The organism is Marinomonas profundi, from assembly GCF_020694005.1.
GTDB lineage: Bacteria > Pseudomonadota > Gammaproteobacteria > Pseudomonadales > Marinomonadaceae > Marinomonas > Marinomonas profundi.
Map to the genome: position 1 here is coordinate 968,991 of NZ_CP073013.1, position 21,320 is coordinate 990,310.

Sequence of the window (21,320 nt, forward strand, 5' to 3'; positions counted from 1 at the left end):
TCCTTAGCGTGACGATAGCTGAGCCAACGCGGCATCCACCAAGGCCAGCAGTTCATCGATGGCCTTGGTGGCGTGTTGAAAATAGGTTTTGGCGGCAATTACTGGAGGTTCCGATCCGAGCAACTCCTGCTTTATGCAACCTAGAAAATCAGCCACCACTTGCTCACAATGTTGCAAGCGAAACCCATTTGTCTGTGGGTGTTCGGTAACATGCGGTTGCAGCGTGGCAAAAGCCTTGCCCGCCAGCAATTCAATTTTCTGATAGAGAAAATGCATTCTTACCCGTTGTTCAACACTACTCTGACCAGCCGCCGCGATGCCAGTGCCCAAAGCGCGCGCCTGTCCGGCCCATTCTGCCGCCTGAATGACCTCGCGCCAGATACAGGGTAAATAGCTCAGTTCCGCTCGACCTTCTGTTAGGTCGATCTCGCTGGCCACGTCTTCCATCAGAAAAATGCTATTACGAATAATCAAATGATGCTGTATTAGGTTGTTCGCTCGGTCACTACTGCGTCCTTCACGCATGCGCGACCAATGGTCGATCAGACTGTTCCAAGCGTCTCGATGTGTACTGTCGAATGCCTGGGCGGTGCGAATATGCTGATCCAGCCCTTGACGGATAGTCGCAAGGTCATGGCTCATGCTGGTATCGCCGCAGAGCACGCCATTGCTCAGGCCGCGATGGCGCTGAAACCCGCCAATCAGCCCTCGCAGCAACGCCAATTGACCGATGTTCGACTGGATATGTGAGCGTTTTTTCTGTTGCAGACGCCAGTGCAAGCCATAAAATAACAGAGCCAATAGCATCAAAGTGACGAGCAAGAGCGGTAGCGCGTAGTCGATATTATTCATACGGATTGTCCTGTCAAATGAGCCAGATGGTGGGCAATGGTACGCGCCTGAGCGGCGGCCTGCAGGTTATCAGCATTGCCTTGACGAACGCGATCGGCCAGCTCGGCAATTTCCGCCACGGCCAGACCTTGCTGTTCGGTACTGACCGCCACTTGATCGACTTGTCCCGTTAATTGTTGCGTGTACTGCTGTACTTGGTTGAGCAGCGCGCGCACCGTTTCTGAACTGTCGGCGCTGCGGTGCGCCAAACCGGTCAGATCGGACACCTGAACCGTGGCCTCCCTAATGTGCTGTTGCACCGATTCGATGTTACGACTGATTTCTGCGGCGGACTCTTGGCTGTGCATGGCCAAACGGCGTACTTCATCGGCCACCACAGCGAAACCACGGCCACTCTCGCCCGCCCGCGCCGCTTCGATGGCGGCATTCAAGGCGAGCAGATTGGTCTGATCAGCAATACTACGGATGGTACCGGACATTTCATTGATAGTGTGCGAGTTGCTGTTCAGTTGGCGGATAAGCTCGTCAGTGGTGATCGCCTGCTGCGCCATCTCAGACACCTGTCGCACCAAATTGGTGAGTTGCTCAATGCCGTCGGCCAACTGTTCACTGGCGACAACACTGGTCTGGCGCGAGTCCGCCGCCAGTGCGGCCACCTGCATAATGCTCACATTCAGCTCTTCTACCGCCGCCGCGGCAACAGTGGCCGAATCGCTTTGCCCCTCAGCATTGCGGGTCACTAGAGCGGCACTTTGTTCGAGTTCATGTGACGAATGGGATATTTCATCCAGGCGCTGCTGCAACAACTGTTGTTGACGTTGTTCTCGGTTCAGCCACTGCTGAAACCCACGGCTAACAGGCTGCAACAACCGCCACTGACCAGCGCTGATAGCATCTTGAGCACCATGCTGAGCCGCCTCTTCACAATAGCGTTGCAACTGCCCTATCTCTTGCAATAGCAGCCATAGGCTAGCAACCGCCAAATAGGCCAACACCAGCCACAGCAGTTCCGCTGGCCGCGACGGTGCCACTAGGGTGATGGTGCCACCGACGAGAGTAATACCCAATAAAGTACGAAGCATGCCGATGATGCCCAGTGTGTGCAGCAACAAAAATGCCGGATAAGTAAGCCACTTCATGTTCCAGTCTCTCCAATGAGGTACAAAAAAAGGCGCCTGAATCCACTGCAGATTTGCTGCTGTGGATTCAGGCGCCTTTGCCTAGCAGGAACGTGTCCTGATTTGATCTGTCTTGGGTAAACTCAAGCAATAATGATGCCATAGGAATCAGTATGGATTAAATATAAAGCGCCGACAGCGCCATTCACTTTGCTGATAAAACACGGCAGCGTCGATGATTCGTCTTTGCGGTGTTTATTTTTGTCTGCTTAACCTTTATATTAGATATATCTAATAATTAGTATTAATTGACCAACTGAACACAACGAGGGAAACATGACCACTGACGCCACCCGCCAACCTAATGTCACGGCTTTTTTTGATAAAGACTCTAGTACCTTCTCTTATGTGGTGAAAGACCCAGCGTCTGACAGCTGCGCCATCGTCGACAGCGTATTGGATTTCGACTATGCCTCTGGCGGCACATCCCACAAAGGCGCCGATGACATTATTGCTTACGTCACGACTCATAAGCTCAAAGTTGAATGGCTCATTGAAACTCATGTCCATGCAGACCACCTGTCTGCGGCACCTTATATTCAAAGCAAAGTGGGTGGCAAAATTGGCATTGGCGAACAAATCACGACCGTTCAAGACACCTTTGGCAAGATCTTCAACGAAGGTGCTGACTTCCTACATGACGGCTCTCAGTTTGATTATTTATTTAAAGACGGCGAACCATTTTACATTGGCAAAATGCAATGCACCGCGCTTCACACACCCGGTCATACTCCCGCTTGCTTTACCCATGTTTTAGGCGATGCGGTCTTTGTTGGCGATACCTTGTTCATGCCAGATGCGGGGACAGCACGAGCGGACTTCCCCGGTGGAGACGCCGGGATATTGTTCGATTCCGTGCAAAAAATCTTAGCCTTGCCAGAAGATCATCGCATTTTCATGTGCCATGACTACTGCCCAAATGGTCGTGAGTTGGAATATGAAACCACCGTAAAGGCTCAGCGCGAATTAAACATCCACGTTAAACAAGGCATCAATAAAAAAGCCTTTGTTGAATTACGTGAAACTCGCGACAAAACATTGGCCATGCCGCGTCTGATTTTGCCATCACTGCAAATCAATATGCGAGCAGGACACATGCCAGAGCCAGAAGGCAATGGCTTGTGTTACTTAAAAATCCCACTCAATGCGTTTAAGTAACAATAGAGGTTAACGTTATCGTGTTTCGATGATGTTAACCCCCTAAATCCTAAAATACCTTTAAGACATTACTCATTCAGTTCGTTATGAAACGCCGCGCCAGACTCATTCTTTTTAGCAACATACATCGCCTGATCCGCCAAATGCAGCAAGCTTTTTACCGTCGTGGCGTCATCAGGATAGCGCGCGACACCAATGCTCATCCCGAAACTGACCTGATCACCGCTTTCTAGCAAAATAGGTTCTAAGCACGATTTAAGTAAACGATCACAAATTTGTGAAATGTCACCCTGAGAGATGTCGTCAATTACGATGGCAAATTCATCGCCACCCAGTCTTGCGGTAATGTCTTCTTGCTTGGTGACATTAATTAATCGAGAAGCAATTTCAGCCAGTGCTTCATCACCCGCTTGGTGCCCAAAAGTATCATTAATCCTTTTGAAGCCATTGAGATCTATGATAAAAAGCGCCAGATGTGTATTAATAGAAGTGGGCGTCATGAGTTGCCTTAAGCGCTCTTCTAAGTACCTTCGATTCGCTAAGCCCGTTAAGTCATCAACATAAGCTAGCTTTTTCAACTCAAGATAACGGTTCATCTTTGCCGTCACATCGCGCTGTATGGCGATATAGCCATAAATATCGCCAGAGTTACCTCTCAATGGGACGCCATCTAAATGCACCCAATACTTTTTGCCACTTTTATTATAATTAAGAATATCCGCCTCAAAAGGCCAACCTTTGTCTATCTGTCGCCTTAACTTCTGAATGGTTGTTTCTGAGGTCTCGGGCCCTTGCAAGACATCACTGGGCTTTTTGCCTTTTAACTCATCAAGCCCATAACCGGATAATCGACTAAACCCATCGTTACACCACACCACACGTTTATTGATATCTGTGTATAAAACACCACTGGATATTTGCCCACTTATCCAAGATAAACGCTGATTTTCTTGTTGTAAGATGTTCATATAATGAAGGTGTAATTCGTTTTGAGCACCTTGGTATGGACCCAGTTTTCTAGACAGTTTCTAGCTCCGTAAAATATCGCTTCTCATATTGCAGTGGCGATAATCCATTATTTGATCCATGGTGTCGCTTTGGATTATAAAAGCATTCGATATAATCAAAAATCTCTGAACGAGCATCACTTCTTGTTTTGTAGGTTCGATTGCGGACTCTTTCTTTTTTTAACAATGAGAAAAAGCTTTCCGCAACAGCATTATCATGGCAGTTACCACGACGACTCATACTGGCTTCTAGATTATTATCTTTTAAGAAGGTTTGCCAATCTTTCGAGGTATATTGAGCGCCTTGATCTGAGTGTACCAGTACTCTTTTTGTGGGGCGTCGTCGCCAAATCGCCATGAGTAAAGCATCAATAACTGACTCCGCTGTCGCCTTTGATCTCATTGACCATCCTACGACCAATCTAGAAAATAGATCAACAACGACGGTCACGTAAAGCCAGCCTTCTTTTGTCCGGATGTACGTAAAATCGGTTACCCATACTTGATCTGGTTCTGGGACAATAAACTCTCTATTTAGTGTGTTGGGGGCTGTATTACGTTCAGACCCACGATAAAAAACAGGGTGGCGTTTGTAGCCTATTAGCGCTTTTAAACCCTCGCGGCGCATCACCCTTAGCACTCGATTTTTCCCACAAGACTTACCTTCTCCTTTTAGGTCTTTGGTGATATTGCGGTATCCGTAAACACAACCACTCTCAAGCCAATGCGTTTTAATGGTGATGGCAAGTTCATCATCTTCTTGCTCTCGTCGACTTTTTGGACAGTCCAGCCAAGCGTAAAAACCGCTCCTATGGACTTGCAGTGTTCGACACAAGACAACAATAGAATAGTCGTGGAGCCGTGATTTTATGAACGTGTACTTTTCTTTGACTCCCCGGCAAAGTACACGGCGGCCTCCTTTAAAATGTCCCTCTCTTCGGTCACCCGTTTAAGTTCAGCTTTGAGTCGCTGGACCTCTGACAGAGCTGAATCTTCCGCTTTTCTGGTCACTTCTGGTTTGCTGTATCGGGCAATCCAATCATGCATACTTTTGTAACTAACGCCGAGTCGCTCAGCCACTTCTGCAATCTTATAGCCGCGCTCAGTGACTTGTTTAACGGCTTCAATTTTGAACTCATCGGTATAGCGTTTTCCACTCATAATTCACCTCATTTTTACCTATTATTATATAGCTATGAGATGTCTATTAAAGTGGGTCCATACCACCTTGAGCCAAATCCAAAAGTAATGTTTGCTCTTGGGCCGTCAAGGTGCGCGGCTTGGTATCAATAATGCACAGGGTGCCTATCGCGTACTGATCATAGGACCTCAACACAGCGCCCGCATAAAAACGTATGTGTGGTTCGCCTGTTACCAAGGGATTGGTTTTAAAGCGATTGTCCAAAAGAGCATCCTCAATAATCATTAATTGATCGTGTTCAATGGCGTACTGGCAGAATGAAATACTTCGTGGTGTACTGGTGATATCAATGCCCATACTGGACCTGAAAAACTGCTGCTCTTCATCAACAAAACTAATAAAGACAATAGGCGTATCAAAGATAACCTTTGCGAGGCGAGTAATGCGGTCAAAGCGCTTATCATCAGGCATTTCAAGAAGTCCCAGTTCTTGAAGCGCTCTGAGCCGTGCAACTTCGTTTTCTGTACCTGTTGATTGGTGCATGTGAAGCCCTTCCTATGATAGAGGCCAAAGATCCGCGGATTATAGATTAAGCATTTCCATAAAACTATCGGACTTTCCACTCTGCTATCAAGGACTAATTTTTGTCACACGAGGCAAAAAAGTCAAACTCCTTTAAAATAAAGAAATGTACAGCGACATTATAGTTTGATATGAAAATGACGCTTTAGATGGCCTGAGTAAAGTAAAGTTTGATATTTTTTAACTCTACCTTACCCACTCCCTTGACATTAAAGTTTGATATTTTTACACCCTCATCTCATCTTCGAGTAAACAGGAGTTTGAACTAAGGATCAATAGCACTCTTTCAGATTATTACTGCTTTGAGCTCTGCTCTTTTATAAAAGATGCAAAGCACCAATCCCATAGCAGGTGCCACAGCACCAGTTAATACTACCGCAGATGGCCAAAGCTCTAAATAGATAACAAATCCACCTAACGCCTTACCAATAGAATTACCGAGTTTAAAAGCTGCAATGTTCATCGATGAGGCTAAGGAACATGCGATTAAGTGGATAACATGAGATAATCTAGCCGACTTCAATCTACTATGACTCTTACTCATCATAAACCAGCTCCCTTCACCGATACCGAATTTACCAGCAAACGCAGCCCCCCCCGTAAAGAACTTCCCCTTGGTTGGCCGGATGGATGAACTGAGCCCATGGCAGCTGCTTGAAGGTCAAGTTGAACCTTTCTCCCCATAAGCTGGCAATGGTCGCACCCATACCCTCTCGCTACCATGCTACGCATTCACTTTAGGGCACCTCGAAAAACCTCGCTCACAGCACCGGTAACCCTGTGATAGTATCGAGCAACCACTAACACCCGATAGTTCAGTACCATGAAGAAGCGTAGCGCGATCAAAGACGACCTCTTTGCCAGCGAACATCACCGTGAAAAGATCGACCGGACCGGCGATCCTTTGGCCGAGATTGAGCAGCACATCAATTTTTCTGCACTGGCCGCTGAAGTTGACTCTATCGCGCCTCGCGTTGACAGCACTCAGGGCGGGCGACCGCCGTACCCCACTGAAACCATGGTCCGCATCCTGGTACTTAAGCGCCTCTACAACCTGTCGGATGAACAGATGGAGTACCAGCTACTGGACCGTATGAGCTATCAACGCTTCTGCGGGCTGACCCAAGCGATCAACATTCCGGATCGCACCACGATTTGGCACTTTGAAAATCGCATCGGCGAAGCCGGTGCTCAGGCCTTGTTCGACGGTGTGTCGGCACAACTGTTCAAGCAGGGCTTCATCGCCCGTGGTGGCCAGATCATTGATGCCACCCTGGTGCCAGCCCCCAAGCAGCATAACCGACGCAGTGACAAAGAGATGCTGGATCAAAAAGCCATGCCTATCGACTGGAAGCCCGTCAAACGACGGCAAAAGGATACCGATGCCAGCTGGACGAAGAAGTACGGGAAAAGCCATTTTGGCTACAAACTCTCAATCAATGTCGATGCCAAGTACAAGGTGATCCGGCGTTTTCAATGTGACACCGCCAAAGAGCATGACAGCCAGCACTTCGAGGCTGTTCTTGATCGGTACAACACCAGTCAGGACATCTATGCCGATCGCGGTTACCCATCGACCGAGCGGGAAGGCTGGCTGAAAGAGCACGGCTACCGCAACCATATTCAGCGCAAAGGCCACCGCCAGAAACCGTTATCGGAGTGCCAGCAACGTCGCAATAAGCGGATCGCCAAAACCCGTGCCCGCGTCGAGCATGTGTTCGCCAGCATCGATCAGATGGGGGGCAAGTTGATCCGCACAGTGGGTCAGGCGAGGGCCAACTTTGCGATGACAATGATGGCCGCCTGCTACAACCTGAAGCGGTTGGTGTCCTTTCAGCGGGCCGGGATTAAGGCATTTTGAGTCGTTGGTGGCGGCTCAATGTGCCTGATGGGCACACTGAGAGACGACCGCAGCCGGTGCCACTGCCCCCCGAGACCGGCATGATATCAAGTCGAAAACAGCTGTTCCGGGCAGTTTAGCTGTTCAGACGACGAGCAGCAGGTTTTTTCGAGGCGCCCAATAGTCGCGTCAACGATGGTGCCTTCTTTAAAGTAAATCCCCGAATCTGATAGCCATTTGTGGACTTCTTTAAAGAGCTTACGTCCAAGCTTATGCTTTTCCAGTAAATGCCTAAAATTCATAATGGTGGTGTGATCAGATATTGCTCCTTCTAAAGATAACCCAGCAAACAGCCGCATAGAGGTAATCTCGTAAAGCGCGTCCTCCATGGCTGGGTCCCTGGAATGCCTGCCCAGCCATGTTGTACCAGTTCAGCATAAAATGAATACGCAACATGGTAGACAAAGGATAGGGGCGACGACCATTGCCTGCTTTTTTCAATTTGGTCTTCAAGCAGCTGCCAAGGAATCAACTCATCCATTCTACCAAGGAAGAGTTCTTTGCGAGTTTTGCGGCGTTTGCTGGTAAATTCTGTGTCGGCGAAGGAAAGCTGGTTCATGATCGGCTGGAGTCGTAGTCAGATTAAGTCGGCAAGATTGTCTCATGTTACCGACTTAATCGCATGTTCCCTAATCAACACAAATAATTCGATGGCGAATTATTTGTGTTGACCTGAATCAAATTTATATCTACCCTTATAAAAATTAGCCACCTAACTTTAAGTTAATGAAGTCTGACTTAATAGTTGCGTCAGTTAGGTGGTTAGTCTGTAAGTGCATCACATGTGAGCTAGAGAATGTGTGTAATGCATAGATAATAACGTAGGAGGTCTAGAGGAAGGGTGAGATATTTATTGGCTGTCGTGTAATCCGGCAGCTGAAGACAATACACATAACGCTTTACATAGTTGGTTGACTACCAATATAAAAAAATAAGAGGAATTTAACTATGTTATCAAGTTTGAAAAAGTGTCTTGCAGTTTCGTTAACGGCAGCTGCATTGCTTCAAATGCCAACTGTACAGGCTGAGTCATATGAAATGACTATTGCAGGTGCGTCTCCGGGAGGGCTGTGGAGCTTATTAGGCGCTGGTTTAGATTCAAGCGTCAGAGCTGCATATCCTGATTCAAAAATAACTTATCAAACCTCTGGTGGTGGTATTGCCAACATTGGTCAGCTAGACCGGAATCAAGCGGATCTGGCCATTGTTCACGATGCAGAATTGCTATTGGCTAAAAAAGGGGGATTACCGTTTCGCGAACCGATAGATTCCATTCGTGTTCTTTCCTATTTGTATACCTGGGCTCCGATGCAGACGCTTGTACGTAACAGCTTTGCAGAAGAGTATGGCATTCATACCTTTGAAGATATCGCTAAAGTTAAACCACCGATCACAATTGCTATCAACAAGCGTGGTAACATCGCATCAAATGTAGCCGTTGAAATGCTGAATGCAATCGGTGTTACTGAAAAGGATATCGAAAGCTGGGGTGGTAAAGTTATCTATGCGGCTTCAAGTGAACAGGTGTCTTTGATTACGGATCGCCGAGCAGATCTAATGATCAACTCGCTCTTCGTGCGCCACAGTTCTATTCAACAGGCAGCTAACAGTGTCGAATTAACCTTGCTAGGCATGGATCCAGCAACCGTTGAAGCGGTAAACAAGGCAAGTGGAACAATTCCTTTTGTTATTCCTGAAGGGACCTATGAATGGTCACCAGGAAAGGTCGATACCCCGTCCTTGGGTGCAACCCTCGCTGTAAGAGTTGATATGGATGATCAGAAAGCTTACAACCTAACAAAGGCCATCTATGAAAATTACCAGCAAATCGCTGGTGTACATGCAGCTATGAAAGCGTTAACTCCTGAGGCTATGGCCTCTGTCACTGTGGTTCCATACCACCCAGGTGCGTTGAAGTATCTGGTAGAAGCAGGCTTACGTTAAGCTGATAAGTTTATAAAAATTATAAGAGCTAATAAAATGTCGAATATACTTTCATCAATATTAGAGACTGGTACTAAACGTCAGTTGAGTCCCAAGCTTGCCCGAATACTCCAATCAATCGCAGCAATAATAGCGTTAGGAGTAATTTACACAACTACTATCGTCTACGTCGATCTCTTTGCGATGACGATCGTATTTTTGTCATCAATGCTAGCTCTTCTATTTTTAATGTATACGTCTGGATCTAGGGGGCGTACTGATTCTCCAAGTTTAATCGACTGGGTGCTTTCGCTTACCAGCGTAGCGGCCGGTGTTTACTTTATAGTAGAAAGTTCTCGAATCGTAGAACGGATTACGTTGTTATTTCCTCTGGAAATGCCCGACCTTATTGCGGGCTCGGCACTATTTTTCCTGACAATCGAAGCCACGCGAAGAACAGTCGGATTTGGCTTAACCAGCGTAGTAACGATTTTTTTGCTCTACAATCTCTTTGGGCATGGTTTGCCCGCGGGACTTGGTTTTCGTGAAGTGGGATATAATCACTTTCTTGATATCATGATGTTCACCAGTGATGGGCTATTTGGAGTACCACTTCGAGTGGCAGCAACTTATGCTTTTCTATTTGTTCTCTTTGGTACCTTTTTATCCCGAGCTGGTGGAGCAGATTTCTTCTTTGATCTTGCATCAGCTGTAGCGGGAAGACGTGTAGGCGGTCCAGCAAAGATCGCTGTTATCTCTTCAGGTCTTTATGGAACGATGTCAGGTAGTCCGACATCGGACGTTGTTACGACGGGGTCTATCACGATTCCTATGATGCAGCGTTTGGGATACGGGAAGTCATTGTCTGGAAGTGTTGAGGTTGCTGCCTCGGCTGGTGGTAGTTTGCTGCCCCCCGTTATGGGGTCAGCAGCATTTATCATGGCGGAGTATACGGGTATCGAGTACCGTGATATTGCTATCGCGGGCATTGTGCCAGCATTACTTTACTACGTATGCGTTTATACACAGGTTCATTTGCGATCTGAAAAAATGGGCCTTAAAGGTTTAGAGGAGAACGAAGTTTCAACGGTAAAAGTAGCAATGTCGAACGGCGGATTGTTCATTATTCCTCTACTAGTCCTTTCAGTAGCTCTTGTTATGGGGTATTCGCCTACATATGTTGCAGCATTTGCTTCTTTAAGTGTCATTGCTGTTGCTGCGATAAAGCCTTCGACTCGCATGGGTCTAAAATCCATTTGGGAAGCACTCGGTGAAACGACCCTTAGAATGGTTTCGGTAACAGCTGCTTGTGCAGCTGCTGGTCTCGTTATTGGTGGTATTTCAATGACTGGACTTGGTGGTAAATTTGCAGACCTAGTGTTCATGCTTGCGGGTAGTAGCAGTATATTGGTTCTGATTATCTCAGCATTGTTGGCGATTATACTGGGTATGGGGATGCCAACACCCTCAGCATTTATACTCGCGGCAGTATTGGTAGGGCCGACCTTAAGTTCGCTTGATTTCTCTGCGATGCAGTCAAACATGTTCATTCTTTACTTTGCGGTGCTTTCCGCTATGACCCCGCCGGTGGCTGTCGCTGCATTTGCTGCTTCTGCTATTGCTGATGCGAAACCACTAGGAATAGCTGTTGGAGCGGTAAGGCTAGCGATTACAGCATTCGTGGTTCCATTCGCCTTTATGTATGGAGAAGGGTTACTACTTGAAGGTCCGATAACTGGGATAATCCTGAACTGCCTGACTGCTTCCCTAGGTGTTATCGTGCTAAGTGCAGGAATAGAAGGATACTGGAGAGCTCCTCTATCAGGCATAGCGCAGGCTATGTTGTTGGTGGCTGGTCTAATGTTCTTAGCACCGAGTATCATCGCATTGGGCATTGCTACCGCTTTGGTGATGGCTGTTGTCCTGATCACACCTCATCTGAGGTCTCCAGCCAAATTAGCTTAATTTTCAGAAGGATTGGTCTCTAGCCGGATATACTTTAAAGCGAGGTAACACAGTGGAAATGATTTATGCATTATTGTCTTCTGTTATGTTTGCGGCTACATTTTTACTTGTAAAAATAGGTCGTGAAAGTGCCTCGCACCTTTCTGTTTTGTGGATTACACTCACCATCAATGTCGTTGTACTAGCTTTATCTACCTTATTTATAGATATTCCTAAATCTCTTAATCTTCTCGATCTTAAGTTTTTTATTATTTCGGGTATATTTGCACCGTTACTTGGTCGGCTATTCCAGTTCGTTGGAATGTCTAAGTTAGGGGCGAATACAACGACGGCCTTAACCCTAACCCATCCTTTGATAACGGTATTTATAGGGTTGTTGTTTCTAGATGAGTCCGGAAATGTTGTGCAAATACTTGGCGGATTTTTGATCATCACTGGTTCGGTGTTGATTGCTATATTTTCCGGATCAAATGCTAATCTAGGAATTTCCAATGGTCATCAGATATATTTACTATATCCTCTTCTGGCATCATTAACCTATGGGATATCTATTGCCCTTAGAAAGGTGGGGATCGACCAGCTTAATTCACCTGTACTCGCTAGTGCAGTGACAGTTTCTTCCTCGTGGACTATCTTGAGCCTATATGTTTTGGTTACTAGGTGTAAAGTTTCATGTAGTGGCCGAGAATTTACTTATTTTTTTTTCGCAGGAATAGTTTCAAGTATAGGACCTATTTTTCTTTATCTATCGTTGGCAATTGGAAACCTACTTCTAATTGCTCCCTTAGCTGCTACCACTCCGTTATTTGTACTAGTGGGAACTTGGCTTTATTCAAAGAAAAATGAGAAATTTGGATACCAGATAATCGTCGGAACATTCGGTATATTTATTGGAGTGACACTGCTAACGCTATTTAAAAATTAGCAGTGTGCTTGGTTTGAAGTTGATTACTCTCAAACTTCTGGCAGCCAAGACTTCTGAGCTTTTATCGCTCGTGTTTTCCATAGATTCCATGGGCGGTCTACTTGCCCTTCGTTGGTTATTTGAGTGGCGTGTGCTTCTCCTTCTGATAGAAATTCAACCGGTCCTAGTCTGGAAGCTTCGATCTGTAATTGTGCATTAACTTCTACATAAATCGCTCTATAAACTGCTTGTTTTAGGCTGGGAGCAACGACTGTAGAGCCATGTCCTCTCATCAGCACTAAGGTATTTTCTCCAAGAGATTGCGTTAATGAAGAACCAAGTTCTTGGCTGGTAATCAACATGTTGGTTTCATCACCCGCAACATCTCGTATCTCAAATATGGGGACGCTTGTACCCATGAATCCACTCATGTGGCACATAGGTTTTAAAGAGGCGGACTTTACAACACTGAAGGGGACAACAGAATGAGAATGGCTATGGACGATTGCTTCTACATCATCTCGCTTCCGGTAGATTTCACTGTGAATATAACGTTCTAGATAGACCTTCCTGGGATCGTTGTTTACAGTTTCACCCTCAAGGTTAAACTCTAGTATATCCTCTTTGGTAACAAGCCCTGGGGCCATATTTCGAGCTAAGAAAAAATGATCTCTGTTATGAGGATTTCTTACGCTTACATGACCGAAAGCATCCAGTACACCTTCATTAAATAAAATTAAATTTGCAGTCACTAGATCATTTATTACGCTTTCTAATATTGTATCATTCATGGATATTCCTTTTCTTTTTTATAGATTAAAGATTCAAAAATGCTAGTTAACGAAACATAATTAGCAATCTAATAATTTTATCTTATACCGTATAGAAAGGAAAATAAATGATGAATTATTATTTTCCTTATCAGGCACTAAAAGAATCAGGAATTCGAGATTTGATTAGAGGTTTTTACAGAATCATTGATAGCTCAGCTAATTAGTCGTCCCTGAATAATGGCGTTTTTAGTCTAAAGCGCCATTTCATTTTCTAGCCTTCTCGGCAATAAGGCTTGTATCAATCTCATCCCGCTATAAATGCCACACCGGATCAAGGCAAAATGAAGCCACTTCAGCAGCTTACGAAGGTTTTGGCCACAGGCGCTTAGGATCACGTTAATCGCATCGCCCAGTATTCCCTTGAGGAAGCATCGTCTGAGTTTTCCGTCTGATTTGAGGTGCCCGATGATAGGCTCTACGCTATTTCTTCTCCCCATCCAGTTCTTCTCTTTCTTGGGGACTCCGCGTTTTTGACCTGCAATCAAGACTTTAATATCTTCCACACCTGACCCTTTATATCCTCGGTCAACAAAACAGGTTTCAGGCTTTCGCCCCATCAAGGTTTCTACTTGTTGCAGTTGATCTTTCAGGGTGTGCCCATCATACGGATTACCGGGATAGCTTCTTGCGCCCACAATGAAGGATTCTTTAGCGGTCACGGCTATGCTGGCTTTCACGCCAAATTCGTAGCGTTTATGCGCTTTGCCTTTGGATATGCAATCCACATTGGGTTCATGCAGGCTGTAGAGTTTGTTTTTGCTCTGGCGAGTTTGTTTTAGTAATCGATAGGCTTGGTTAAGTGTGTCTTCCTGTTTTTGGGTGAGCGTTAACCCTTGTCGTTTTACTTGCCGGTCAATGTCCCGCAGCACTCTCCCTAAAAAGCCTTTGACTTGCTTAATGGCTTTTCTCATGCGCTTGTATTGCTTGGCATGACCATAGCGGCCAATTTTTGGCATTAGTTCATGACAAGCTTTGTCGTAGGTTTGTCTTAACGTGATGCCTTGTTCTTTGGCGACCTGAGTAAGCTGTTGTCTAGCCTTGTTGTAGAGCTTGGCATCCGTTGGGAAGGTGATATTTTTTTCTTGTACCGTGGTGTCGACCACTACTCGCTTTAGACTTGCTGGTTTGATGACTTTAAGTTTTAAACCTGCTTGTATCGTCTGGGTTAACAGCCATTCACAGCCTTCTTCTCCTAACCGTTTTCGCCATTTTACAAGACTGGTTGGATGACACGGAAAGTCGTGTTGGAAAAAGGTTTCGCCGCAAAAGTATTGGTAGTAAGGCGATTCAAGCCATTGCTCTAATACCATGTCGTCAGACAAATTATGCAAGTGTTGCAAATACAGCAATCCCGCCATAAGGCGAGTGGGTAACGCGGATGCACCCACCGTTGAGAAGTGTCTCCCCAATTCATTGTCCAACTGGTTCCAATCAATAACCTTAGGGAACATGCGATTAAGTCGGTAACATGAGATAATCTTGCCGACTTAATCTGACTACGAATCCAGCCGATCATAAACCAGCTTTCCTTCGCCGACACCGAATTTACCAGCAAACGCAGCAAAACTCGCAAAGAACTATCAACTGCCGTTAAACATCTCAAATGCGCGACAAATGGACCTTCAGTATTGGATGATCGACTTCAAACTATACCGGATGCCTCAATCGATAACTTTCAGCAGTTTGCTGATTGAGGCCTCCTCGTTAAAAATATTACATACCTAATAATTATCAATAAAATCCACTTCATGTGGTAGAATCGATACTCAAAAATAGTAATTTTAACAGCAAGTAACGCCATCAAAATTCTGCTAGCGCGCTCCTTCGGACCCGCTAATAAATATGCACATTGGCAAAATCAGAGAGATAGGAAGTTATAATGTACAAATTAGATAATACAACGTTACAGATTGCGATTGCTGCAAATGTGAGTGCAGCTCTTACTGAAGATATCGCGAGTGGAGACATCAACGCGTTATTGATCCCAGAGTCTCAAACGGCTATTGCAAAAATTATTACACGGCAGGATGCCGTGCTATGCGGAACAGCTTGGGTGAGCGAGACCTTCCGCCAAGTTGATCCTTCGGTCAAACTGCTCTGGCATTTTAACGATGGTGATAACCTCAAAGCTGATGATCTGATTGTTGAGGTTACTGGACCCGCCCGCTCACTCCTCACAGGTGAAAGAACAGCGCTTAATTTTCTTCAGTTAATGTCAGCTGTTGCAACGCGAACTCGATACTTTGTTAGTAAAATCGGTAGAAACCCTGTAGAGCTCATCGACACTCGAAAAACAATACCTGGGCTAAGACTGGCTCAAAAATATGCTGTCACTTGTGGTGGCGGGCAGAACCATAGAATGGGTTTGTATGATGCATTTTTGATAAAAGAGAATCATATCGCAGCTTGCGGTGGTATCGATAAGGCTGTTCAGGTCGCACGAACTCTGGTGCCAAATAAGCTCATCGAAGTTGAAACAGAATCACTCGAGGAACTAGAGCAAGCTCTTCAATCCGGTGTGGATATAATTATGTTGGATAATTTTTCATTAGAAGATACTAAGAAAGCGGTAGAATTAAGCCGCGGTAAGGCGAAAATCGAAGCCTCTGGTGGTATAAATGACGATACGCTGATAGACATCATACAAGCTGGCGTTGACTATGTATCAATGGGTACACTCACCAAAGATATTAAAGCTGTCGATTTATCGATGCGACTATACATGGAAGCATAGTAAGGGCCTAAGATGACAGATCGTGTTAATTAACTAACATGATCTGATTACCCCTGATGCTTAAAACACCAGTAAACCCAGGTTTTTTAAAGCCTAGTTTACAAGTTCGATAATATTAGAAATCCAGGATACAAGAACATGTCTGCAGAGAAATTAAATACTGCTCCAGAGCTAAAATACGAGAGGATGGCACACATTATTCGAGAGCTCTCGAAGCAGTACTTCAATTCATTAGAACGAAGATTACAGCCCTACGGCGTAAACCATGGATTTTGGGGATACTTACGTGAGCTCTGGAACGAGGAAGGAATCTCCCAGAAAACCTTAAGTGAACGAGTGGGACTTACTGGACCCACAACGAACTCCGTTATTAAACGCATGTTGGCAGCTGGCCTCGTCGAGCTTCGCCCTATAACTGAAGGAAAACCAAGACAGGTCGTTTATTTAACTGAATATGGAAAGAGCCTTAAGGACACCCTTGAACCTCTAGCAAAAGAAGTCAATGACGTGGCTCAAAGCGGTATGAGCCCTGAGGAAATTGAAATCGTTCGCGAATATTTATTGAACATGCATTCTAATCTTATGGAGGACAATACCTAATTTTTGATGACTGCCAAGGCAGCGAATAGCTGGCAACTGAAGCAGAAAGCAAAACCCCAGCACAAGACTTTGCTCATACTGAGGCATATAGCACTTATAAGAAACCTTAAAGAAGCCAACCTATTTAGTCGTCCCTGAATAACTCTCAACCCATTGAATGCAAAGTGTTTTTATAAGATAGTTAATGCCTAAATCTTGCTATAAATGCGCCATAAGGCCCAAAAAGTTGTAGAATGGGTGATTTTTATGAAGCCTCGTCAGACAAAGACCATACCGCAAAAGGATTTATTCCAACCACAGCTCGTTGACATCATTAACCCCAACCATCCTTTGGTTCGACTGGCTAAGGTTATTGATTGGAACCAGTTGGACAACGAATTGGGGGGACACTTCTCAACGGTAATCCCCCCGAAAAATAACAGCAACAAGTAGAAACCTTGATTGGGCGAAAACCTGAAATCTGTTTTGTCGACCGAGGATATAAAGGATCAGGTGTGGAAGACATTAAAGTCTTGATTGCAGGGCAAAAAGGCGGAGTCCCAAAGAAAGAGAAGAACTGGATGGGGAGAAGAAATAGCGTAGAGCCCATCATCGGGCATCTCAAATCAGACGGAAAACTCAGACGATGCTTCCTTAAAGGAATACTGGGCGATGCGATTAACGTGATCCTAAGCGCCTGTGGCCAAAACCTTCGTAAGCTGCTGAAGTGGCTTAACTTTGCCTTGATCCGGTGTGGCATTTATAGCGGGATGAGATGAATACAATCCTTATTGCCGAGAAGGCTAGAAAATGAAATGGCGCTTTAGACTAAAAACGCCATTATTCAGAGTCGACTATTTAGTATTTATCCAGCCACTACGTTTTCTTTCCAAAGTTCGCGCCAATCCGATTCTTTTGGTACAACTCCTTGGAAAGAAGCGATTGACGATTGAAGAATTGATGGTGCACTACCGATAGCAGGTTCACCATCAGCAACTTTCTGAGCAGCTTCTACCATAGTGCGACGGAATTCCACAATCGCTAAATCAGAAGAACCAAGAATATCATCGGTACGGTTAACAATTTTACCCATCGATACCCACATCGCGGTATCTTGGTTTGGTATGCCCGCAATACCAGTAAAATCACCCTCTTTCATTTTTATACGATCCTGACGGAAGCGGTTTTCCATAGTACCTACAGTAGCCCAAGTGATTGGATCGACATCTTCACCCGGTACTGCACGAGCGAATTTACGCCAAGCAGTCGTATCTGGTGTAGTTTCAGGATTACCCCATGCGATAAAGTGGAAGTTACAGTTTTCATTGTCGATCGGAACGATGACCGCTGCAACATTGTATGAAGTGTTAGGCGGAATCAACGCGTAGTAAGGCGCGACATACTGAGTGATACGAATGTAGTCATGGGTTGCAGCGTTAGCGATAGGACGACGAATAGCAGCGTAATGGAATCCATAATCAGTTTTCGCAGACTGCATACGCGGGGACTTATCAGTTGATGGACGGTACCAGCTTTGATCGTCCGCAGCCGCACTTTCAACTTTTGCAGGCACCATGTCCGAAGAGTGCAATGATGAAGAATGAGCTGAGTCAATCTGACCTTCTAGAACTTGAGCCCAGTTACATGGCAAGCGGATTTTGAGGATCGAAACTTGCACATCTTCATTAGGTGCAAACGCTGGCTTTTTAAATTCAGGAGAATCACCTTCACCCAACCATGCCCAAAGGAATCCGCCCCACTCAACTGTTTTATAAGCTTTGTGCTTCACTTTAGAGCACATAGACTTTTCTGCTTCTGGTGGCTCAGAAGCCATTGCTACAACGTTACCTTCCACATCAAACTTCCAGCCGTGATACAAGCAGCGGATACCACAATCTTCATTACGACCGAGCACCAAAGACGCCGAGCGGTGAGGACAAAGTTCATCCAATAAGCCCACTCGACCTTCGGTATCGCGAAATGCTACATAACGAGAACCCAAAGCTTCAACCAACACTGGAGTTCCATCGCACTCTTTAACCTCTTCGAGCAAACAAACCGGCGTCCAATGCTGACGCATAAGCTTACCCATCGGGTCGGTCGGCATAACATGAGTTAATAATTCATTTTCTTGTGGTGTAAGCATCGTGCCTTTCTCCGTTTTATTTTATTTCGCATAGCTACAAGCACCCTACGTCACTGCTTGTCAGCCAAATTTGTAACCACGCTTCTATTCGACGAGTCGATAAGACATGTCGAAGAAGCATTAGAGGCATTAGAGGTATTAACAAAAAATTAATCCCATGCTCGATTACCTCAGCGAAACAAATAATAGATATCTAATTTTGAATAGTCAACATTATTAGCAATCTAATTATTGTTGACTAAAAATTATTAGATTGCTAATATTGTCCTAGATCATATATCCCGATTTAAGGATTGATGACACCATATCCATATATTGCGACACCTAGAGAGAAGAAAAATGAAACTGCAAGTGAGTGCTCGGCGTACTCTTACGCCAGAAATTGAAGAATTCACCCTAACTCCTGTTGATAGTCAACCTTTACCGCCAGCAGAACCTGGTTCACATATTTCTATAACCACGCCCTCTGGAGCTCATCGTTATTATTCATTGGTTTATTCTGGTGACAACCCAAACGCTTACACTGTTGCAATTAAAAAAGAGCCTAATTCTCGTGGTGGTTCAAAGTCGATGCATGAGCAGGCAACGGTATCGACGATTCTGGATGTAGAAACGTCTGACAATGAATTTCCTCTCGGTCCGAAGCACGATGCTTTATTAATAGGTGGTGGAATAGGTATCACACCTATCTACTCTATGGCACAACAATTAAAAGCAGAAGGTAGAAAATTCCGAGTTATTTATTTAGCTCGCAGCTATGAAAAAGCAGCGTATGCTGATGAGCTCCAGGAGCTTTGCGGAGATGACATCATCATTCACTATAGCGAAGGCGATAGTTCAAATGCTTTCGATTTTTGGGATTTACTGATGACTCCAACTCAGGAACATATCTATTGTTGTGGGCCAACATCTCTAATGGAAGAGGTGAAAGGTGGTACGGGGCATTGGCCTGATGGCCGAGTTCACTTTGAGGAATTCATGCCCATAGAAATCATTCGAGATAACGATACCGAATTCACCATCGAACTCGCCAAATCAGGTGAAACGATAACTGTACCCGCAGATCGCACTATACTGGAAGCCTTACGCGCTAACGGACATGATTTTTCCAGCTCTTGTGAAACCGGAACTTGTGGCACCTGCAAATGTACATATATGGAAGGCGAAGTGGATCACCGTGACTTAGCTTTAATGGATGATGAGAAGTCCGACACAATAATGTTGTGTGTATCCCGAGCGAAAGGTGACCACCTTGTCCTCGATATCTAATCCAATACGCATAGGTGTTGCGGGTTTAGGGAGAGCCTTTGCGCTATCGGCCACCGCTATCCATGCTCACCCAGGAGTTATCTTAGTTGCTGGCGCGGAGCCAAATTCCGAGCACAGAAGATCATTTGAAAAGACTTTTGACGCAAAGACCTATACAGATGTTAGCAACCTAGTAACAGACCCTGACGTGGAAGTGGTCTATGTATCCACACCTCATGGACTACATAAAGAGCATGCTTTAGCTGCTATAAATGCCGGTAAATCCGTCCTTATCGAAAAACCGATGACTGTCTCATTAGAAGATGCATCATCGCTAATTGAAGCGGCAAAAAAGGCGGGAGTACAGATCATTGTTGGCCCTAGCCACAGCTTTGATGGTCCAGTTAAGCTCGCGGAAGTTTTAATCGCGAAAGGTAAGATTGGGCGCGTAAGGATGATACATGCGCTCTATGCAACCGATTTTTTATATCGCCCAAGAACAGCGTCGGAGCTTTCCACAGACTTAGGTGGAGGAGTAGTGTTTAGCCAAGCCGTCCATCAAGTCGATCTCGTCCGCCGACTCGCTGGTGTTCCCGCTCAGCGTGTTACCGCAAGAACAGGGGGCGTCTGGGATGCTGACCGACCGACCGAGGGTGCCTACAGCATGCTGATTGATTTCAACGAAGGTATCTTTGCCAGCCTGACGTACTCAGGCTACGCTCATTTTGATGGTGACCGACTGATGGAAAATACTACTGAATTAGGCATATCCAAGTCAGATGAATTCAAGAGCGCCCGCAAAATACTGGAATCCGTTCAGAACGAATCAGAATTTAAGTCATCACGCGGATTTTCATCACTCGAAACCTGCCCTCAGGCTCAAACTCACGAGCACTTTGGTCAGGTTTTCGTATTCGGCGACCGCGGAGACCTTCGCCTGACACCGAACGGAGTGGAAATTACCGATGCGAATGGCCCCGAATTCTACCCTGCACCTTTTAGAACCTCCCGCGCAGAAGTATTTGACACACTTTATGCGGCACTGCGTGAACAAACACCCCCTTTGCAGAATGGCAAATGGGGCCGAGCTTCACTCGAAATCTGTCATGCACTACTTACCAGTAGCGAAACAGGTGACACAGTCACACTTAATTACCAAGAAGGATAAAA

18 protein-coding genes and 3 pseudogenes are annotated in these 21,320 nt (G+C 45.4%); 11 read left to right on the forward strand and 10 right to left on the reverse strand.

The genetic code is table 11. The features are described 5' to 3' along the window. Positions 1-3: 3 nt before the first annotated feature. Together J8N69_RS04475 and J8N69_RS04480 are read right to left on the reverse strand one after the other, a co-directional pair. Entirely contained in the window at positions 4-852 is an 849-nt protein-coding gene (locus tag J8N69_RS04475) for a nitrate- and nitrite sensing domain-containing protein (protein WP_168826734.1), read from the reverse strand. Further along, the gene (locus J8N69_RS04480; RefSeq protein WP_168826732.1) at positions 849-1,991 is read right to left on the reverse strand and encodes a methyl-accepting chemotaxis protein; all 1,143 of its coding nucleotides are present in this window, start codon (positions 1,989-1,991) and stop codon (positions 849-851) included. Before J8N69_RS04480 ends, J8N69_RS04475 begins: the two co-directional genes overlap by 4 nt. A 315-nt stretch (positions 1,992-2,306) precedes the next feature. Here J8N69_RS04480 and J8N69_RS04485 point away from each other — a divergent pair, with 315 nt between their 5' ends. Next, the gene (locus J8N69_RS04485) at positions 2,307-3,188 is read left to right on the forward strand and encodes an MBL fold metallo-hydrolase (protein WP_168826730.1); all 882 of its coding nucleotides are present in this window, start codon (positions 2,307-2,309) and stop codon (positions 3,186-3,188) included. A 68-nt stretch (positions 3,189-3,256) separates the two neighbouring features. Here the strand turns inward: J8N69_RS04485 and J8N69_RS04490 are convergent, their stop codons facing one another. The 4 genes from J8N69_RS04490 to J8N69_RS04505 form a co-directional block, all read right to left on the reverse strand. Continuing rightward, on the reverse strand, positions 3,257-4,156 hold the full coding sequence (locus tag J8N69_RS04490) for a sensor domain-containing diguanylate cyclase (RefSeq protein ID WP_168826728.1): 900 nt from the start codon (positions 4,154-4,156) through the stop codon (positions 3,257-3,259). A gap of 49 nt (positions 4,157-4,205) precedes the next feature. Continuing rightward, a protein-coding gene (locus J8N69_RS04495; RefSeq protein WP_148832237.1) for an IS3 family transposase occupies positions 4,206-5,356 on the reverse strand; the annotation gives its coding sequence in 2 pieces (ribosomal slippage) (positions 4,206-5,119 and positions 5,119-5,356; 1,152 coding nt in all). A gap of 46 nt (positions 5,357-5,402) precedes the next feature. After that, entirely contained in the window at positions 5,403-5,879 is a 477-nt protein-coding gene (locus J8N69_RS04500) for a GAF domain-containing protein (RefSeq protein ID WP_168826726.1), read from the reverse strand. Between the two features lie 325 nt (positions 5,880-6,204). Further along, the gene (locus J8N69_RS04505) at positions 6,205-6,465 is read right to left on the reverse strand and encodes a hypothetical protein (protein WP_168826724.1); all 261 of its coding nucleotides are present in this window, start codon (positions 6,463-6,465) and stop codon (positions 6,205-6,207) included. Positions 6,466-6,741: 276 nt separating this feature from the next. On the opposite strand from J8N69_RS04505, the gene J8N69_RS04510 reads away from it, so the two are divergent. Further along, positions 6,742-7,779 (forward strand): IS5 family transposase, encoded by a 1,038-nt coding sequence (locus J8N69_RS04510; RefSeq protein WP_114413680.1) that lies wholly within the window; start codon positions 6,742-6,744, stop codon positions 7,777-7,779. A 158-nt stretch (positions 7,780-7,937) separates the two neighbouring features. Here J8N69_RS04510 and J8N69_RS04515 read toward each other — a convergent pair. Beyond that, positions 7,938-8,380: pseudogene (locus tag J8N69_RS04515) on the reverse strand (transposase); the annotation flags it as partial. Between the two features lie 386 nt (positions 8,381-8,766). On the opposite strand from J8N69_RS04515, the gene J8N69_RS04520 reads away from it, so the two are divergent. The 3 genes from J8N69_RS04520 to J8N69_RS04530 are packed head-to-tail and all read left to right on the forward strand — an operon-like array spanning position 8,767 to position 12,631. Then, on the forward strand, positions 8,767-9,762 hold the full coding sequence (locus tag J8N69_RS04520) for a TAXI family TRAP transporter solute-binding subunit (RefSeq protein WP_168826722.1): 996 nt from the start codon (positions 8,767-8,769) through the stop codon (positions 9,760-9,762). A 36-nt stretch (positions 9,763-9,798) separates the two neighbouring features. Beyond that, positions 9,799-11,706 (forward strand): TRAP transporter permease, encoded by a 1,908-nt coding sequence (locus J8N69_RS04525; RefSeq protein ID WP_114413678.1) that lies wholly within the window; start codon positions 9,799-9,801, stop codon positions 11,704-11,706. Positions 11,707-11,764: 58 nt separating this feature from the next. Then, positions 11,765-12,631: a DMT family transporter gene (locus J8N69_RS04530; protein WP_227804022.1), complete on the forward strand. Its 867-nt coding sequence runs from the start codon at positions 11,765-11,767 to the stop codon at positions 12,629-12,631. Positions 12,632-12,660: 29 nt separating this feature from the next. On the opposite strand, the gene J8N69_RS04535 is transcribed toward J8N69_RS04530, so the two are convergent. Both J8N69_RS04535 and J8N69_RS04540 read right to left on the reverse strand, forming a co-directional pair. Beyond that, positions 12,661-13,401, reverse strand: a complete 741-nt coding sequence (locus J8N69_RS04535; protein WP_114413676.1) for a class II aldolase/adducin family protein — start codon at positions 13,399-13,401, stop codon at positions 12,661-12,663. A 317-nt stretch (positions 13,402-13,718) separates the two neighbouring features. Further along, positions 13,719-14,885 (reverse strand): annotated as a pseudogene (locus J8N69_RS04540) (IS5 family transposase); the annotation flags it as partial. Between the two features lie 437 nt (positions 14,886-15,322). On the opposite strand from J8N69_RS04540, the gene nadC reads away from it, so the two are divergent. The 4 genes and pseudogenes from nadC to J8N69_RS04560 form a co-directional block, all read left to right on the forward strand. Further along, a complete protein-coding gene (nadC, locus tag J8N69_RS04545; protein ID WP_114413726.1) occupies positions 15,323-16,177 on the forward strand; it encodes a carboxylating nicotinate-nucleotide diphosphorylase in 855 nt (284 codons plus the stop codon). A gap of 138 nt (positions 16,178-16,315) precedes the next feature. Beyond that, complete coding sequence (locus J8N69_RS04550) at positions 16,316-16,777, forward strand: MarR family winged helix-turn-helix transcriptional regulator (RefSeq protein WP_114413727.1); 462 nt, start codon at positions 16,316-16,318, stop codon at positions 16,775-16,777. A 246-nt stretch (positions 16,778-17,023) separates the two neighbouring features. Then, complete coding sequence (locus tag J8N69_RS04555) at positions 17,024-17,209, forward strand: hypothetical protein (protein WP_168827642.1); 186 nt, start codon at positions 17,024-17,026, stop codon at positions 17,207-17,209. After that, positions 17,200-17,499, forward strand: a pseudogene (locus J8N69_RS04560) (transposase); the annotation flags it as partial. The gene J8N69_RS04555 and the pseudogene J8N69_RS04560, both read left to right, overlap by 10 nt. A gap of 122 nt (positions 17,500-17,621) precedes the next feature. On the opposite strand, the gene J8N69_RS04565 reads toward J8N69_RS04560, so the two are convergent. Then, positions 17,622-18,902 carry a Rieske 2Fe-2S domain-containing protein gene (locus J8N69_RS04565; protein ID WP_114413729.1) on the reverse strand — a complete coding sequence of 427 codons (1,281 nt, stop codon included), beginning with the start codon at positions 18,900-18,902 and terminating at the stop codon, positions 17,622-17,624. A 339-nt stretch (positions 18,903-19,241) separates the two neighbouring features. Here J8N69_RS04565 and J8N69_RS04570 point away from each other — a divergent pair, with 339 nt between their 5' ends. Further along, positions 19,242-20,171 (forward strand): PDR/VanB family oxidoreductase, encoded by a 930-nt coding sequence (locus J8N69_RS04570; protein WP_114413730.1) that lies wholly within the window; start codon positions 19,242-19,244, stop codon positions 20,169-20,171. Further along, entirely contained in the window at positions 20,155-21,318 is a 1,164-nt protein-coding gene (locus tag J8N69_RS04575) for a Gfo/Idh/MocA family protein (RefSeq protein ID WP_211085235.1), read from the forward strand. Before J8N69_RS04570 ends, J8N69_RS04575 begins: the two co-directional genes overlap by 17 nt. The last annotated feature ends 2 nt before the right edge of the window (positions 21,319-21,320 follow it).